The organism is Pseudazoarcus pumilus, assembly GCF_002872475.1.
GTDB classification, from domain to species: domain Bacteria; phylum Pseudomonadota; class Gammaproteobacteria; order Burkholderiales; family Rhodocyclaceae; genus Pseudazoarcus; species Pseudazoarcus pumilus.
The window spans coordinates 908558-923871 of record NZ_CP025682.1; the positions used below are offsets into that span (position 1 = coordinate 908558).

At 67.3% G+C, this 15314-nt stretch carries 14 protein-coding genes; 3 read left to right on the top strand and 11 right to left on the bottom strand.

Annotated elements, in window-relative coordinates:
- Window positions 1-26: 26 nt before the first annotated feature.
- The gene (gene cysQ / locus C0099_RS04365; protein WP_102246313.1) at window positions 27-806 is read right to left on the bottom strand and encodes a 3'(2'),5'-bisphosphate nucleotidase CysQ; all 780 of its coding nucleotides are present in this window, start codon (window positions 804-806) and stop codon (window positions 27-29) included.
- Between the two features lie 99 nt (window positions 807-905).
- Between cysQ and cysD the strand changes: the two genes are divergently transcribed.
- Both cysD and cysN read left to right on the top strand, forming a co-directional pair.
- Entirely contained in the window at window positions 906-1805 is a 900-nt protein-coding gene (gene cysD / locus C0099_RS04370) for a sulfate adenylyltransferase subunit CysD (RefSeq protein ID WP_102246314.1), read from the top strand.
- 1 nt (window position 1806) lies between these two features.
- Entirely contained in the window at window positions 1807-3714 is a 1908-nt protein-coding gene (gene cysN, locus C0099_RS04375; RefSeq protein ID WP_102246315.1) for a sulfate adenylyltransferase subunit CysN, read from the top strand.
- An 18-nt stretch (window positions 3715-3732) separates the two neighbouring features.
- Here cysN and argB read toward each other — a convergent pair whose 3' ends face one another.
- Window positions 3733-4632: an acetylglutamate kinase gene (argB, locus tag C0099_RS04380; protein WP_102246316.1), complete on the bottom strand. Its 900-nt coding sequence runs from the start codon at window positions 4630-4632 to the stop codon at window positions 3733-3735.
- 151 nt (window positions 4633-4783) lie between these two features.
- On the opposite strand from argB, the gene C0099_RS04385 reads away from it, so the two are divergent.
- Complete coding sequence (locus C0099_RS04385; protein ID WP_102246317.1) at window positions 4784-6124, top strand: UDP-glucose dehydrogenase family protein; 1341 nt, start codon at window positions 4784-4786, stop codon at window positions 6122-6124.
- Between the two features lie 4 nt (window positions 6125-6128).
- Here the strand turns inward: C0099_RS04385 and nudB are convergent, their stop codons facing one another.
- From nudB to pilB, 9 genes are all read right to left on the bottom strand, one after another.
- Window positions 6129-6596 (bottom strand): dihydroneopterin triphosphate diphosphatase, encoded by a 468-nt coding sequence (gene nudB / locus C0099_RS04390; RefSeq protein ID WP_102246318.1) that lies wholly within the window; start codon window positions 6594-6596, stop codon window positions 6129-6131.
- A complete protein-coding gene (locus C0099_RS04395; protein ID WP_102246319.1) occupies window positions 6593-7018 on the bottom strand; it encodes a barstar family protein in 426 nt (141 codons plus the stop codon). The genes nudB and C0099_RS04395 overlap by 4 nt, the downstream gene beginning before the upstream one ends.
- Window positions 7015-7407: a ribonuclease domain-containing protein gene (locus C0099_RS04400; RefSeq protein WP_408634117.1), complete on the bottom strand. Its 393-nt coding sequence runs from the start codon at window positions 7405-7407 to the stop codon at window positions 7015-7017. The genes C0099_RS04395 and C0099_RS04400 overlap by 4 nt, the downstream gene beginning before the upstream one ends.
- Window positions 7404-9077: a response regulator gene (locus C0099_RS04405; RefSeq protein WP_102246320.1), complete on the bottom strand. Its 1674-nt coding sequence runs from the start codon at window positions 9075-9077 to the stop codon at window positions 7404-7406. The genes C0099_RS04400 and C0099_RS04405 overlap by 4 nt, the downstream gene beginning before the upstream one ends.
- 93 nt (window positions 9078-9170) lie before the next feature.
- Window positions 9171-10970, bottom strand: a complete 1800-nt coding sequence (gene aspS, locus C0099_RS04410; protein WP_102246321.1) for an aspartate--tRNA ligase — start codon at window positions 10968-10970, stop codon at window positions 9171-9173.
- Window positions 10971-11037: 67 nt separating this feature from the next.
- Window positions 11038-11319: an FmdB family zinc ribbon protein gene (locus C0099_RS04415; protein WP_102246322.1), complete on the bottom strand. Its 282-nt coding sequence runs from the start codon at window positions 11317-11319 to the stop codon at window positions 11038-11040.
- Window positions 11320-11411: 92 nt separating this feature from the next.
- Window positions 11412-12263, bottom strand: coding sequence for a prepilin peptidase (locus tag C0099_RS04420; RefSeq protein ID WP_102248379.1), 852 nt, complete (start codon window positions 12261-12263; stop codon window positions 11412-11414).
- A gap of 46 nt (window positions 12264-12309) precedes the next feature.
- Window positions 12310-13545 (bottom strand): type II secretion system F family protein, encoded by a 1236-nt coding sequence (locus C0099_RS04425; protein ID WP_102246323.1) that lies wholly within the window; start codon window positions 13543-13545, stop codon window positions 12310-12312.
- Window positions 13546-13562: 17 nt separating this feature from the next.
- The gene (pilB, locus tag C0099_RS04430; protein ID WP_102246324.1) at window positions 13563-15278 is read right to left on the bottom strand and encodes a type IV-A pilus assembly ATPase PilB; all 1716 of its coding nucleotides are present in this window, start codon (window positions 15276-15278) and stop codon (window positions 13563-13565) included.
- Window positions 15279-15314 lie beyond the last annotated feature (36 nt).

The window sequence follows — 15314 nt, forward strand, 5'->3', positions numbered from 1 at the left end:
TTGCGGTCTATCGGTCGGGCGCGGGTTCAGTTGCGCTGGCCCGCGGCGACGAAGTGCGGGTTGTCGAATCCGGGCTTGCCGTAGGTCAGCGGGCCACCGTCGAGGCGGTCGACGCAGCCGCCGGCGGCTGCGAGCACCGCATGCCCGGCGGCGATGTCCCACTCCATGGTGCGGCCCAGGCGCGGGTACAGATCGGCCTCGCCAGTGGCCACCAGACACAGTTTGAGCGACGAGCCCGCGTTCTTCAGCGCGGCGATCGGGCGTCCGCGAAGAAATTCGGCCAGCGCGTTCGCGTCGCCGTGCGAGCGGCTCGCCACCACGGTCAGGCCCTCGGCAGGCGGTGTACGCGTCGTGATCGCGCGCCGCTCGCCGCCTTCCTCGACGAAGGCACCGACGCCGGCCGCGCCGGCGAACAGGCGCTCGAGTGCCGGCGCGAACACCACGCCGAGCGTGGGCTCGCCATCCTCGACGAGCGCGATGTTGACGGTGAATTCGCCGTTGCGGGAAATGAATTCGCGCGTGCCATCCAGCGGGTCGACCAGCCAGAACCGTTCGCCGACCTGCGGGATGTGGCCGGCAGAGACGGCCTCCTCGGCGACCAGCGGAATGTCCGGGGCGATGGCTTCGAGCGCCTGTGCGATCACGGCTTCGGCGCGCTCGTCGGCCTCGGTCACGGGCGAGGCGTCGTCCTTGCCGCGCACTTCGAAGTCGGTGGAATAAACGTCGAGGATCACGCGGCCGGCCTCGCGGGCGACGGGAATCAGGGCTTCGAGCAGGCTGCGGCGTTGTTCGGTGTCGAGCGACATCGGCTTCCTTCGGGCGGGCTGGCTTCACGAGCCGGTTATTATAGGGGCTCGTCCGGCGCGGCTTCGACCGCACCCCGACCCGATTCACGGAAACTTTCGATGACGCTGACCCACCTGCAACGCCTCGAGGCGGAGAGTATCCACATCCTGCGCGAGGTCGTCGCCGAGGCCGAAAACCCGGTGATGCTCTATTCCATCGGCAAGGACAGCGCGGTGATGCTGCACCTGGCGATGAAGGCCTTCCATCCGGCGGTGCCACCGTTTCCGCTGCTGCACGTCGACACGCGCTGGAAATTCCGCGACATGTACGCCTTTCGCGAGCGCATGGCGCGTGAGTCCGGTATGGAACTGATCGTGCACATCAATCCCGAGGGCGTGGCGCGCGACATCAATCCGTTCACGCACGGCTCGGCCATCCACACCGACATCATGAAGACCGAGGGGCTCAAGCAGGCGCTCGACAAGTACGGTTTCGATTCCGCCTTCGGCGGCGCGCGCCGCGACGAGGAAAAGAGTCGCGCCAAGGAGCGCGTGTTCTCGTTTCGCAGCGCGCAGCATCGCTGGGACCCGAAGAACCAGCGTCCCGAACTGTGGAAGCTCTACAACGCGCGCAAGCACAAGGGCGAATCGATGCGCGTGTTCCCGCTGTCGAACTGGACCGAACTCGACATCTGGCAGTACATCCATCTCGAGAACATTCCCATCGTGCCGCTGTACTACGCCGCCGAGCGACCGGTGGTCGAGCGTGACGGCACCCTGATCATGGTCGACGACGAGCGCATGCCGCTCGCGCCGGGCGAGCGTCCGACGATGCGCAAGGTACGCTTTCGCACGCTGGGTTGCTACCCGCTGACCGGCGCGGTGGAGTCCGAAGCCGACACGTTGACCGCGATCATTCAGGAGATGCTGCTCACCCGCACGTCCGAGCGGCAGGGGCGCGTGATCGACCATGATTCGGCCGCGTCGATGGAAAAGAAGAAGCAAGAGGGATATTTCTAGAATGGCTCACGTTTCGGACCTGATCGCGACCGACATCGAGCAATACCTCGAAAAGCACGAGAACAAGAGCCTGCTGCGCTTCATCACCTGCGGCAGCGTCGACGACGGCAAGAGCACGCTGATCGGTCGACTGCTGTTCGAGTCCAAGATGCTCTTCGAGGATCAGCTCGCCGCGGTCGAGGCCGACTCGAAGAAGTGGGGCACGCAGGGCGACGCGATCGACTTCGCGCTGCTCGTCGACGGGCTCGCCGCCGAGCGCGAACAGGGCATCACCATCGACGTCGCCTACCGCTTCTTCTCGACGGACACGCGCAAGTTCATCGTCGCCGACACGCCCGGCCACGAGCAGTACACGCGCAACATGGTCACCGGCGCGTCGACGGCGGATGCCGCGGTGCTGATGGTCGACGCCCGTCGCGGCGTGCTCACGCAGACCCGGCGCCACAGCTATCTGGTGCATCTGCTGGGCATCCGCCACGTCGTGGTCGCGATCAACAAGATGGATCTGGTCGGCTACGACGAGCAGGTGTTCGCACGCATCGTCGATGATTACCGCGAGTTCGCCGCGCAACTCGGTCTGCAGGGCGTCACCTTCATCCCGATGTCGGCGCTGGCGGGCGACAACATCGTCGAGCGCTCGGCGGCCATGCCGTGGTATCGCGGCACCACGCTGATGGCCTGGCTGGAGACGGTTGAGGTCGACGACGAGCGCATGCAGCGCGCGCCGCTGCGCATGCCGGTGCAGTGGGTCAATCGCCCGAATCTGGATTTCCGCGGATTCGCCGGCACGCTGGCCGGCGGCATCCTGCGTGCGGGCGACCGCGTGCGCGTCCAGCCCTCGGGGCGCGAGAGCACGGTGGCGCGCATCGTCACACGCGATGGCGATCTCGAGCAGGCGGTGGCCGGCCAGTCGGTCACGCTGACGCTCGCCGACGAGGTCGACGTCTCGCGCGGCGACATGCTCTCGGCTGCAGATGCGCCCGCCGAGGTCGCCGACCAGTTCGAGTGCACGCTGGTGTGGATGGCCGACGAGCCGATGCTCCCCGGACGGCCTTATCAGCTCAAGATCGGCACGCGCACGGTCAGCGCCAGCGTCACCGCGATCAAGCACCAGATCAACGTCAACACGCTCGAGCACAATGCGGCGCGCACGCTCGAACTCAACGGCATCGCCGAGTGCAATCTGAGCCTCGACCGGCCGGTGGCCTTCGACCCCTACGAAGCCAACCGGGACACCGGCGGCTTCATCCTCATCGACCGCCTGTCCAACCATACGGTCGGTGCCGGCATGCTGCGCTTCGCGCTGCGCCGCGCGCACAACATCCACCTGCAGCCTGTCGACGTCGACAAGGCCGCGCGCGCCGCGATGAAGGCGCACAGGCCATGCGTGCTGTGGTTCACCGGATTGTCGGGCGCGGGCAAGTCGACCATCGCCAACCTCGTCGAGAAGCGCCTGCATGCGCGCGGCTGCCACACCTATCTGCTCGACGGCGACAACGTGCGTCACGGGCTCAATCGCGATCTGGGCTTCACCGACGCGGACCGCGTCGAGAACATCCGCCGCGTCGCCGAGGTGGCGCGTCTGATGACCGATGCCGGCCTGATCGTGCTCACCGCATTCATTTCGCCGTTCCGCGCCGAGCGTCGCCTGGCACGTTCCCGGGTGGGCGAGGGCGAGTTCTTCGAGATCTTCGTCGATACGCCGCTGCAGGTCGCGGAAGAGCGTGACCCCAAGGGCTTGTACGGCAAGGCCCGGCGCGGCGAACTGAAGAACTTCACCGGTGTGGATTCGCCCTACGAGGCGCCCGAAGCGCCGGAGCTGCGCATCGACACCACCACGCTGAGCGAGGACGAGGCCGCCGAGCGCATCGTCGCGCTGCTCGTGGAGCGCGGCCTGATCGGCGGCTGAGTCGGGGCGGTTTGCGCCCTACTTGCTCTTGATCATCGTCCCCACGCCGTGGTCGGTGAGGATCTCGAGCAACAGGCAGTGCTCGACGCGTCCATCGATGACGTGCACGGACTGCACGCCGCTGCGCGCCGCGTCCAGCGCCGAGCCGATCTTGGGCAGCATGCCGCCCGAGAGCGTGCCGTTGGCCACCAGCTCGTCGATTTCGCGCGGGGTGAGCCCGGTGAGCAGCTTGCCGTTCTCGTCGAGCACGCCCGGGGTGTTGGTCAGCAGCACGAGCTTTTCGGCATGCAGGATCTCGGCGAGCTTGCCGGCGACCACGTCGGCATTGATGTTGTAGGTCTCGCCACCTTCGCCCACGCCGATGGGGGCGATCACCGGAATGAAGTCGCCCTTGTCGAGAAACGAGATCAGGCTGGGGTCGATGCCGGTGATCTGCCCGACCTGGCCGACGTCGATGACGTCACCCGGCGGGGCGTCCTTCTTCTGCATCAGCAGCTTCCTGGCGCGGATGAAGCCGGCGTCCTTGCCGGTCAGGCCCACTGCCTTGCCGCCGTGCTGGTTGATCAGATTGACGATTTCCTTGTTGACCTGGCCGCCGAGCACCATTTCGACCAGATCCATGGTTTCGGCGTCGGTCACGCGCATGCCCTGAATGAATTCGCCCTTCTTGCCGACGCGCTGGAGCAGGCTCTCGATCTGCGGGCCGCCGCCGTGCACCACCACCGGGTTCATGCCGACGAGCTTGAGCAGCACGACGTCGCGCGCGAAGCAGTCCTTCAGTTGCGGGTCGGTCATCGCGTTGCCGCCGTACTTGATGACGATGGTCTTGTCGAAGAAGCGCTGGATGTAGGGCAGGGCTTCGGCGAGGATCTCGGCCTTGAGGGCGGGGGCGACCTGACGGGTGGCTTTTTCGGTCATCGATGGCTTCCTTTTCGGGACGCGCCGATTGTAGGCGATTCGCCTGCCCGCGGTCGATGCGCGGGCGCACGCTGTCGTGCGACGGAAAGAATACTGCGCGACAATGGCGGGCCTGCCGGCTGGTCCGGCGACATCAGCGAACGGAGCACGAATGCGGATTGCGGTTTTCGGTACGGGGTACGTCGGTCTGGTCACCGGCGCGTGTCTGGCCGATGTGGGCCATCAGGTGATGTGCGTCGACGTCGACGCGGCCAAGATCGAGGGACTGCAGCGCGGCGTGATTCCGATCTACGAGCCGGGGCTGGAGGCGATCGTGCGACGCAACCATGACGAGGGGCGGCTGGCCTTCACCACCGATGCGGCGCGCGCCGTGGCCTTCGGCGAACTGCAGTTCATCGCCGTGGGCACGCCGCCGGACGAGGATGGTTCGGCCGACCTGCAGTACGTGCTGGCGGTGGCGCGCACCATCGGTCGTCACATGGACGCCTACAAGATCGTCGTCGACAAGTCGACCGTGCCCGTGGGCACGGCCGAGCGCGTGGGGGAGGCGATTGCCCGCGAGTTGGCCACGCGCGATGTGAGCATCGATTTCGACGTGTGCTCCAACCCCGAATTCCTCAAGGAAGGCGCGGCCATCGAGGACTTCACCAAGAGTGCGCGCATTGTCGTTGGTACCGATTCCGAGCGGGTGCGCGCCGCGATGCGTGAATGCTACGGGCCCTACAGCCGCAATCACGACAAGATCCTGTTCATGGATGTGCGCGCGGCGGAACTGACCAAGTACGCGGCCAACGCGATGCTCGCGACCAAGATCAGTTTCATGAACGAGATCGCCAACCTGGCCGAACGCCTCGGTGCGGACGTCGAGCAGGTGCGACTGGGCATCGGCTCGGACCCGCGCATCGGCTACCACTTCATCTATCCGGGCTGCGGCTACGGTGGCTCGTGCTTTCCCAAGGACGTGCAGGCGCTCGCGCGCACCGCGCGCGAGGTGGGCTACGAGGCCGAACTGCTCGACGCGGTCGAATCCGTCAATCACCGCCAGAAGCGGGTGCTCTTCGACAAGCTCGTGCAGGTCTTCGACGGCGATCTGGCCGGGCGTACGATCGCGCTGTGGGGGCTGGCCTTCAAGCCCGATACCGACGACATGCGCGAGGCGCCCAGCCGGGTGCTGATGGAGGCGCTGTGGGCGGCCGGTGCGCGCGTGCGCGCCTTCGACCCGCAAGCGATGGCCGAGACCGCGCGCATCTACGGCGTGCGCGAGGACCTGGAACTGGTGCCCGAGCGCTACGACGCGGTCGATGGTGCCGATGCATTGGTCATCTGCACCGAGTGGAAACCCTTTCGTGCGGCGGATTTCGCGCGTCTGCGCACGTTGCTGGCGCGGCCGGTGGTCGTCGACGGGCGCAACCTGTACGACCCGCGCATTCTGCGCGAAGCCGGTCTGATGTATTACGCGGTGGGTCGCGGCGAGTCGCTCGCGGCGCGCTGAGACCTCAGCGCGTGCGCTGCGCGCCGAGTTCGGGCAGGCGCAGTATGGCGTCGCGGTTGGACCACGAGAAGGCCAGCGCCGCCGCTTCCTCGAACGGCAGCCATTGCTGTGCCACGTGTTCATTGGGCGCGAGCTGAACCTCCACCGCCTCGGGGATGCACACGCTGAACACGTGTTCGGTGTTGTGCGTCGCCTCGGGCGCGTACATCGGCCGCCATTGGCCGCGGATGCGGAAGCGATTGGTATGGCGCCAGTCGTGGAAGTCCGACGGATCGCGCACCAGGCCCGTCTCCTCCATCACCTCGCGCACGGCAGCCTCGAGCGGGGTCTCGTCGGCTTCGAGGCTGCCGGTGACCGATTGCCAGTGACCGCCCGGGCGTGCGCGTTCGATCAGCAGCACCTGCAGGTCGGGGGTGTGGATCACGACGAGGACGGAAACGGGGCGTTTGTAGGGCTTTGCTGCGGCGGTCATGTCGATTGCGGGTCGGGCATGGGGTCGGTGACGAGCAGCCACAGCGGCGGAGCGTCGGCGTCCAGGTCTCCGGCGCGTTCGGCGAGGATGTCGAGCAGCGTCGCGCCGGGTTCGCGCTCCGCGTCCAGGTGCTCGAAGGTGAACAGACGTGCGGGCGCCTCGGGCAGCCAGCCCAGATCACCCAGGCAGTCGGCAAGCGCATCCCAGTTGTGGCCGAACCAGGCGGGAAAGGCCAGCGCGGTGGCGATGCGCGCGAGCAAGTCGGCCTTGTCGCGGCAGTCGGCCAGTTCGACGCGGCGCACGTCGATGCCGGCGGCGTGCGCCGCGTCGACGAGAGCGTCGATGCGCGCGTTGTCGACGCGGTACAGCCCCGCCTCGGTTTCGCGCAGCAGCGCTGCGGGCGCGCGCGGCGGGTGTGTCATCGCGCGTCCCCGATGCGGCGGAAGCTGCGGTAGTGGTCGGCCGTGTAGTAGAACACCTCGGGCGGATCGCCGCCGGTGACGATGCGTCGCGCGCCGCGATCCGGCGAGCCTGGCGTGGGCACGGTGTACTCGCGGTAATGGCCGCGCGGACGGTCGGGCAGCAGGCCCTCGCGGTTGTGGAAGGTCGAGCCGTCCTTGCGATAGGGGAAGGGGCCACCGCGCAGGATCAGGTCCAGCGTCTGCACGCCCTCGGCTGGCAACTGGGCGCGTGTGACGACTTCGCCGCTGAGCGTAGCCGGCGGCGCGATGCGTTCGGGCAACAGCGCGGTGAGCAGTGCCGCGCACAGCAGGGAGAAGAACAGCAGGCGCCAGATGAGGCGGGTGCTCACGCCGGCCGTGCGCCCGGAGCGCTGTTGCGCGCGTCGGTCGCGGCCGGCGCATGCGGCTGCATGCCGTACTTGCGCTCCAGTCCGGCCATGAAGTTGACCATCGTGTCGAGCTTGGGATTGGACGGGTCGAGCTTGCGCGTACGCGCGATCAGGCTGCGCGCCTCGTCGGCCATGCGCTCGCTCCAGCCGTTGTGCTCGATGTGGCGCAGCAGGGCCAGCGCGGCATTGAACAGCACGCTCGGATTACCCGGCATCTTGCGCACGGCGCCCAGCATCTCGGCGACTGCGCCGTCGTAGTCGCCGGCCTGCGCGAGCTTCGCGCCGGCGGCGACGTAGCCGCGCACCTCGGCGTGCAGGCGTTCCTCGACCTGTTCGGACAGATCCTTGCGACCGTGTTCATCGAGCAGGGCGCGGGTCTGGTGGATGGTGGCCTCGTCGGCGGCGCGGCGCAGGATTTCGCCAACCAGCGCGCCCCCCTCGTCGTCCAGGCCGGCAGCGAGGCATTCGCGCACGATGTCGTGCTTGAGTTCGAGCGGCAAGTCATCGCACTCGAGCGCCGCGCGTGCCGCGGCCTGCGCGGCACTGCGAGCGGCGGCGTCGTCGCGGCCATGGCGCGCGATCATCGTCTTGCCGAGCGCGGCGCAGGCCCTGGCCGCGGGCAGGGCACCCATGCTCTTCTCCAGGTCAGCCACCGTGGCGCGCGCATTGTCGATGTCGTTCTGCAGGATCTGTACGCGCGCCAGCGCCACGTGATCGGCCGGGTCGCGGAACTCGGAGCGCTTGCCCAGTTGCACGACCTGATGCAGCGCCTGCTCGGCGCGTTCGAGTTCGCCGATGCGGGTGGCGAGCTTTCCGAAGCGGCGCAGACGGCCCAGACGCCGTGGCGAGCGTCGCAGCGCATCGTTCAGCGCCTCGGCCGCGCGCGGCGCGTGACCGGCCAGCTCGCGGCACAGCGCGAGCAGATCGTAGGCGTCGAGATAATGCTCACTCTCCCCGACCAGGTCTTCGAGGATGGGCTCGGCCTCGTCGAAGCGTTCGGCGGCGATGAGTACGCGCGCGCGCCCGAGCTTGGCCCAGGGCGCGCCGGTGGCTTCGATGACCTCGGCATAGAGGTGGTCGGCTTCGTCGAGCTGGCCCTGTTCGAGGGCGATCTCGCCGCGCAGACGCATGAAGTCGATGCGCCACTGCGGGTGGCGCAGTTCGGCGCGCTCGCAGGCCGCAGCGGCCTCGGTCGGCTGACCGTTCTCCATCAATCGATGAATGGGCCGGAAGGCTTCGCGCTTGGCCACGGCACGCTCGATGCGCGCGTGCAGCGTGCCGGGGGTGAGCGGCTTGAGGATGTAGTCGTCGGGGGCGAGCTCGGCCGCGCCGACGACGCGCTCGTAGCTGCGCTCGCTCGAGATCATGATGAACAGCGTGTCGAGCGGGATGATGTGGCGAGACCGCAGGTCCTCGAGCAGGTGCTGGCCGTCCTGATTGTCGTCGCCGAGATCGTGCTCGCACAGGACCAGGTCGAAACGGCGCTCACGCAGTCGGTTGATGGCCGTGCCGGCCGAGCCGGCGGTGTGCACCTCGCGGATGCCGAACTGGTCCAGCATGCCGCGCAGATGCGCGCGCATGTTGTGGTTCGCCGCGATGACGAGGACTTCGAGTGCGTCGAGCTGACTCATGGCCGATGACGGGCGCCGGAATGGGATGGTCCGTGCCGCCTAGCTTACGGCACCAGCCGCCGGAACAGAAGCCGGGCGTGCGCCCGGCGTGCTTCAGCCCTTGGCGACTTCGACCTGGGTCTCGACCTTCTGGCGCAGGCGGATGTGCAGTTCGCGCAGCTGGCGCTCGTCGACGTCGCTGGGCGCCTCGGTGAGCAGGCACTGGGCGCGCTGCGTCTTGGGGAAGGCGATCACGTCGCGGATCGACTCGGCGCCGCTCATCAGCGTGACGATGCGGTCCAGGCCGAAGGCCAGGCCACCGTGCGGCGGCGCGCCATAGCGCAACGCGTCGAGCAGGAAGCCGAACTTGGCGCGGGCCTCTTCCTCGCCGATGCCCAGCGCGCGGAAGACCTGGCTCTGCATGTCGGCGCGATGGATACGCACCGAGCCGCCGCCGATTTCCCAGCCGTTGAGCGCCAGGTCGTAGGCCTTGGCCAGGCAGGCGCCCGGATCGGACTCGAGCAGCTCGAAGTGCTCGTCCTTCGGCGCCGTGAACGGGTGGTGGCAGGCCGTCCAGCGCTTTTCGTCCTCGTCGTACTCGAACATCGGGAAGTCGACCACCCACACCGGGCACCAGGCCTCGCCGTTGAGAAATCCCTTCTCGTGGCCGAGCTTGACGCGCAGCGCGCCGAGCGCGTCATTGACCACCTTGGCCTTGTCCGCGCCGAAGAAGATCAGGTCGCCCGATTGTGCGCCGGTGCGCTCGATGATGGTCGCCAGCGCGCGCTGGTGCAGGTTCTTGACGATGGGCGACTGCAGGCCTTCCTCGTTGAGTTTTGACGCGTCATTGACCTTGATGTAGGCCAGACCGCGTGCGCCGTAGATGCCGACGAACTTGGTGTACTCGTCGATCTCGCCGCGGGTCAGTTCGCCGCCACCGGGCACGCGCAGCGCCGCAACACGCCCGCCACTGCTGGCCGGGCCGGAGAAGACCTTGAAGGCGACGTCCTCGACCGCGTCGGTGACGTCGACCAGTTCCAGCGTCACGCGCAGGTCGGGCTTGTCCGAGCCGTAGCGACGCATCGCCTCGGCGTAGCTCAGGCGCGGGAAGGGCGAGGGCAGCTCGACATCCATCGCATCCTGAAAGACATAGCGGATGAGTTCTTCGATGACGGCGGTGATCTCGCCCTCGTTCATGAACGAAGTCTCGATATCGACCTGGGTGAACTCGGGCTGGCGGTCGGCGCGCAGGTCCTCGTCACGGAAGCACTTGGTGATCTGGTAGTAGCGGTCGAAGCCGGCGACCATGAGCATCTGCTTGAACAACTGCGGCGACTGCGGCAGCGCGAAGAACTGCCCCGGATGCACGCGCGAGGGCACCAGGTAGTCGCGCGCGCCTTCGGGCGTGCTCTTGGTGAGCATCGGCGTTTCGACGTCGACGAAACCGTGATCGTCGAGGAAGCGGCGGAAGGCGCGGGCCACGCGATAGCGCAGCATCAGGTTCTCCTGCATCTGCGGGCGGCGCAGGTCGACCACGCGGTGGGTCAGGCGCACGGTCTCGGACAGGTTGTCGTCGTCGAGCTGGAACGGCGGCGTGACCGCGGCGTTGAGCACCTCGATGTCGTGGCACAGCACCTCGATCTCGCCCGAGGTCAGGGCGGCGTTCTCGGTGCCGGCGGGGCGGCGGCGCACCCGGCCCTCGATGCGCAACACGTACTCGCTGCGCACCGATTCGGCGATCGCGAACATGTCCGCGCGGTCCGGGTCGCACACCACCTGCACCAGACCCTCGCGGTCGCGCAGATCGATGAAGATCACCCCGCCATGGTCGCGGCGGCGGTGCACCCAGCCACACAGGGAGACGCTCTGGTCGAGATCGGCGGCCGTGACCTGGCCACAGTAATGAGTACGCATGTCATGTTCCGAACGGTTGGGGCCGACCGCGCATCGCTGCATGCGGCCAGGCCGATGATGCGGGAGGTCAGTGGCAGCCGCAGCCGCCCGTGCTGCACGCGGAGGGCGCGGACGCGGAAGATTCGCTGCCGCCCGATTCGGTCGCCTTGGCCGCAGGCGCGCTGCCCGAATTCTTGAAGTCGGTGGCGTACCAGCCGCTTCCCTTGAGCTGGAAGCCGGCTGCGGAGACCAGCTTGGTATAGGTCTCGGCGCCGCATTCGGGGCAAGTGGTGAGCAGCGCAGCCCCCATCTTCTGGAGGTGTTCCTTCTGTGCGCCGCAGGTGGTGCATCGATATTCGTAGATCGGCATGGCAACCTCTGCAAGCAAGCGGTGGATTTTAGCAGAACAGCGTGCTTGCTATGGGGGCGGCATCGCGCGAATTCAAGGGGCCGCGGCGAGCGTCAGAATCCGCCGAGGTAGGCCTGCGTGATGCCCTCGCCCCAGAACAGGGCGAGCACGCCCGCCGCGGCCAGATAGGGGCCGAAGGGAATGGGTACGTTGCGCCCGTGGCGCGCGAGCACGATCAGCGCGATGCCGGTCACTGCGCCCACCAGCGACGAGAACAGAATGACCAGCGGCAGCATCTGCCAGCCCAGCCACGCGCCGATGGCGGCGAGCAGCTTGAAGTCCCCGTAACCCATGCCCTCCTTGCCGGTGACCAGCTTGAACAGCCAGAACACCGACCAAAGCGACAGATAGCCGGCCATCGCGCCGATCACCGCGTCGGCCAGCGGGACGTAGGTCGCGCCCAGATTCATCAGCAGGCCCAGCCACAGCAGCGGCAGCGTGATCTGGTCGGGCAGCAGCTGGGTGTCCGCATCGATGAAGGCCAGCGCGATCATCGCCCATACGAATACCAGCGCACCGGCCAGCGCCAGGCTCGCGCCGAAGTGCACCGCGGCGTAGCCGCTGATCAGCCCGGTGAGCAGCTCGACCACCGGGTAGCGTCGTCCGATGGGCGCGCTGCAGTGCCCGCAACGTCCGCGCAGCACCACATAGCTGATCAGCGGGATGTTCTCGAAGGCGCCGATGCGATGGCCGCAGTGCGGACACGACGAACGCGGTACGGCGAGGTTGTAGCGCGATGCCGCCGGTGTCGGCTCGCCGCGCAGCTCGGCCGCCTGGGCTTCCCACTCGCGCTCCATCATGCGCGGCAGGCGGTGGATCACGACGTTGAGAAAGCTGCCGACGAACAGGCCCAGCAGCACGCACAGCGCGGACAGGGCGAAGGGGTCTCGGAAAAGGTCGGGCATCGGGTCCATGCGCGCCGCGGCCCAGGCCGCGGCGCCGGAGAGCGGCTCAGATGACGCCGCCGAGCTTGAAGATGGGCAGATACATCGCGATCACGAGACCGCCGATGATGGTGCCGAGGAAGACCATGATGGCCGGCTCGAGCAGTTGCGACAGGCCCGCCACGGCGTCATCGACTTCCTGCTCGTAGAAGTCGGCGACCTTGCCGAGCATGGCGTCGAGTTCGCCCGACTCCTCGCCGATGGAAACCATCTGCACGACCATCACCGGGAAGACCTCGGCGTTCTGCATGGCGACGGTGAGGCTGGTGCCGGTGGAAACCTCGGTCTGGATCTGCTTCGTAGCGGTCAGGTAGACGTGGTTGCCGGACGCGCCGCCGACCGAATCGAGCGCCTCCACCAGCGGCACGCCGGCGGCGAACATCGTCGACAGCGTGCGCGCCCAGCGCGCCACGGTGGCTTTGCGCACGATGTCGCCGATGACGGGCAGCCGCAGCAGGGCGCGGTCGAGGAGATTCTGTGCTGCGGGCGAGCGTTTATACAGATAGGCCGTGATCATCACGGTGGCGACGATCGCGCCCAGGATCACGTACCACCACGCGACGAAGGCGTCGGAGATCGCCAGCACCAGCAGCGTGGGTGCCGGCAGGTCGGCGCCGAAGCTCTCGAAGACCTTCTTGAATTCGGGGATGACGAACAGCATCATCACCGCGATCACCAGGCCGGCGACGACGACCACCGCGGCCGGGTAGAACATCGCCGACTTGATCTTGCTCTTGATGGCGAGGATCTTTTCCTTGTAGGTGGCCAGGCGCTCGAGCAGGTTGTCGAGGATGCCGGCCTGCTCGCCTGCGGCGACCAGGTTGCAGAACAGGCGGTCGAAGTACTGCGGATGGCGGGAGAAGGCGGCCGCGAGGCTGGCGCCGGTTTCCACGTCGTTGCGGATGTCGTTGAGCAGCCGCGCGAAGCTCGAGTTGGTCGCGCCCTTGATACCGATGTCGAAGGCCTGCAGCAGCGGCACGCCCGAGCGCATCATGGTCGCGAGCTGGCGCGTGAACAGCGCGATGTCCTTCTCGCCGATGCGCCGCCCGCGCGAGAGCTTCTGCTTCTTGACGCGGGTGACGATGATGCCCTGGCGGCGCATCGTGACATGCACCACGTTTTCGCCGCTGGCGCGCAGTTCGCCGCGCACCATCTTGCCGTTCTTGTCCTTGCCCTCCCAGTTGAACAGATGCTCCCTGGGGCGCAGGGGGGAAGAGCGTCGTGCTGGTGCTGAAGTCGCCATGGAGTCGGGCTGTCCGTTCAGTCGTTGGTGTTCGCGAGCACTTCCTCGAGCGAGGTGATGCCCTGCTTGACCTTGATCAGGCCGGAGGCGCGCAGGTCGCGCACGCCTTCGTTGCGTGCCTGGTCGGCGATGTCGATCGAGCTGCAGTTGGTCATGATCATGCGCGCCATCTCGTCGGAGACCGGCATCACCTGATAGATGCCGACGCGGCCGCGATAGCCCGACCCGTTGCAGCGCTCGCAGCCGACCGGGCCCTGCGGCTGCCAGCTGCCGTCAATGTCCTCGGCCGGAAAACCGGCCTGCAGCAGCGCCTCGACCGGGATGTCGACCGGCTTCTTGCACGAGCACAACCGGCGCGCCAGGCGCTGGGCGGAGATCAGCACCACCGACGAGGCGATGTTGAACGGCGCCACGCCCATGTTGCGCAGGCGCTCGAGCGTCGAGGGCGCATCGTTGGTGTGCAGCGTGGAAAGCATCAGGTGGCCGGTCTGCGCGGCCTTGATCGCGATCTCGGCCGTTTCCAGGTCACGGATCTCGCCGACCATGATGATGTCCGGATCCTGACGCAGGAAGGCGCGCAACGCAGCGGCGAAGGTCAGACCGGCCTTTTCGTGGATGTTGACCTGATTGATGCCCGCGATGTTGATCTCGGCCGGGTCCTCGGCGGTGGAAATGTTGGTGCCGGCAGTATTGAGGATGTTCAGGCAGGTGTACAGCGACACCGTCTTGCCCGAACCGGTCGGGCCGGTCACCAGGATCATGCCGTAGGGGCGCTTGATGGCCTCGAGCAGCGCCTTCTTCTGGTCCGGCTCGTAGCCCAGCGCGTCGATGCCCATCAGCGCCGAGGCCGAGTCGAGGATACGCATCACGATCTTCTCGCCGTGCAGGGTCGGCAGCGAGGAAACGCGGAAATCGATGGCCTTGTTCTTGGACAGCACCAGCTTCATGCGCCCGTCCTGGGGCAGGCGCTTTTCCGAGATGTCGAGCCGCGAGATCACCTTGATGCGCGCGGCGATCTTGTCCTTGAGCACCAGCGGCGGCTGGGCGACCTCGCGCAGCACGCCGTCGGTGCGCACGCGGATGCGGTAGTGCTTCTCGTAGGGCTCGAAGTGAATGTCCGAGGCGCCCTCGTTGATCGCGTCGATCAGGATCTTCTGGATGTAGCGCACGACCGGAGCGTCATCGACCTCCTGGTTGGCTTCATCCGATGGAGACTCCCCGCCGGCGACACTCTCGAGCAGGTCGAGTTCGATGCCCTCGCCGGTGAGTTCGCGCAGCGTCTCTTCGGCCGATTCGGCGAGCTTTTCGACGATTTTCGCCAGCTTGGCCGCTTCGGCGACCACCACCTCCACCTGCATGCCGCTCTGGAAGCGGATTTCGTCGAGCGCGCGCATGTTCGACGGGTCGGCCGTGGCAATCACCAGCCGGTTCTGGCGCCTGGCCAGCGGTACCACCTGGTGCTTGGCGAGCAGCTTGCGATCGACCGCATCCTTGGGCGTGGCCGTGACGTCGAGCGCGGCCACGTCGAGCAGCGGACAGCCGAAGGTGTCGGCGGCGAAGCGGGCGATGTCGAGACTCTTGAGGATGGCGCGCCGGTCCAGCTCCACGATGAAGCCGTTGGTCGTATTGCCGGCCGCCTCGGTGCAGGCGATGGCGTCCGCCTCGGTCACCCGTCCCTGCTGGATCAGTGCGCGCGCGAGGCCACTGAGAGGAGTCTGGGGATTGGCTGCCATGGATGCTCGGACTGTGCGGACATCTGATCTTGCCCG

Excerpts from the sequence above, each read along its gene's own strand:
- cysQ (WP_102246313.1), bottom strand. The coding sequence starts at position 806 with ATGTCGCTCGACACCGAACAACGCCGCAGCCTGCTCGAAGCCCTGATT.
- cysD (WP_102246314.1), top strand. The coding sequence starts at position 906 with ATGACGCTGACCCACCTGCAACGCCTCGAGGCGGAGAGTATCCACATC.
- cysN (WP_102246315.1), top strand. The coding sequence starts at position 1,807 with ATGGCTCACGTTTCGGACCTGATCGCGACCGACATCGAGCAATACCTC.
- argB (WP_102246316.1), bottom strand. The coding sequence starts at position 4,632 with ATGACCGAAAAAGCCACCCGTCAGGTCGCCCCCGCCCTCAAGGCCGAG.
- C0099_RS04385 (WP_102246317.1), top strand. The coding sequence starts at position 4,784 with ATGCGGATTGCGGTTTTCGGTACGGGGTACGTCGGTCTGGTCACCGGC.
- nudB (WP_102246318.1), bottom strand. The coding sequence starts at position 6,596 with ATGACCGCCGCAGCAAAGCCCTACAAACGCCCCGTTTCCGTCCTCGTC.
- C0099_RS04395 (WP_102246319.1), bottom strand. The coding sequence starts at position 7,018 with ATGACACACCCGCCGCGCGCGCCCGCAGCGCTGCTGCGCGAAACCGAG.
- C0099_RS04405 (WP_102246320.1), bottom strand. The coding sequence starts at position 9,077 with ATGAGTCAGCTCGACGCACTCGAAGTCCTCGTCATCGCGGCGAACCAC.
- aspS (WP_102246321.1), bottom strand. The coding sequence starts at position 10,970 with ATGCGTACTCATTACTGTGGCCAGGTCACGGCCGCCGATCTCGACCAG.
- C0099_RS04415 (WP_102246322.1), bottom strand. The coding sequence starts at position 11,319 with ATGCCGATCTACGAATATCGATGCACCACCTGCGGCGCACAGAAGGAA.
- C0099_RS04420 (WP_102248379.1), bottom strand. The coding sequence starts at position 12,263 with ATGCCCGACCTTTTCCGAGACCCCTTCGCCCTGTCCGCGCTGTGCGTG.
- C0099_RS04425 (WP_102246323.1), bottom strand. The coding sequence starts at position 13,545 with ATGGCGACTTCAGCACCAGCACGACGCTCTTCCCCCCTGCGCCCCAGG.
- pilB (WP_102246324.1), bottom strand. The coding sequence starts at position 15,278 with ATGGCAGCCAATCCCCAGACTCCTCTCAGTGGCCTCGCGCGCGCACTG.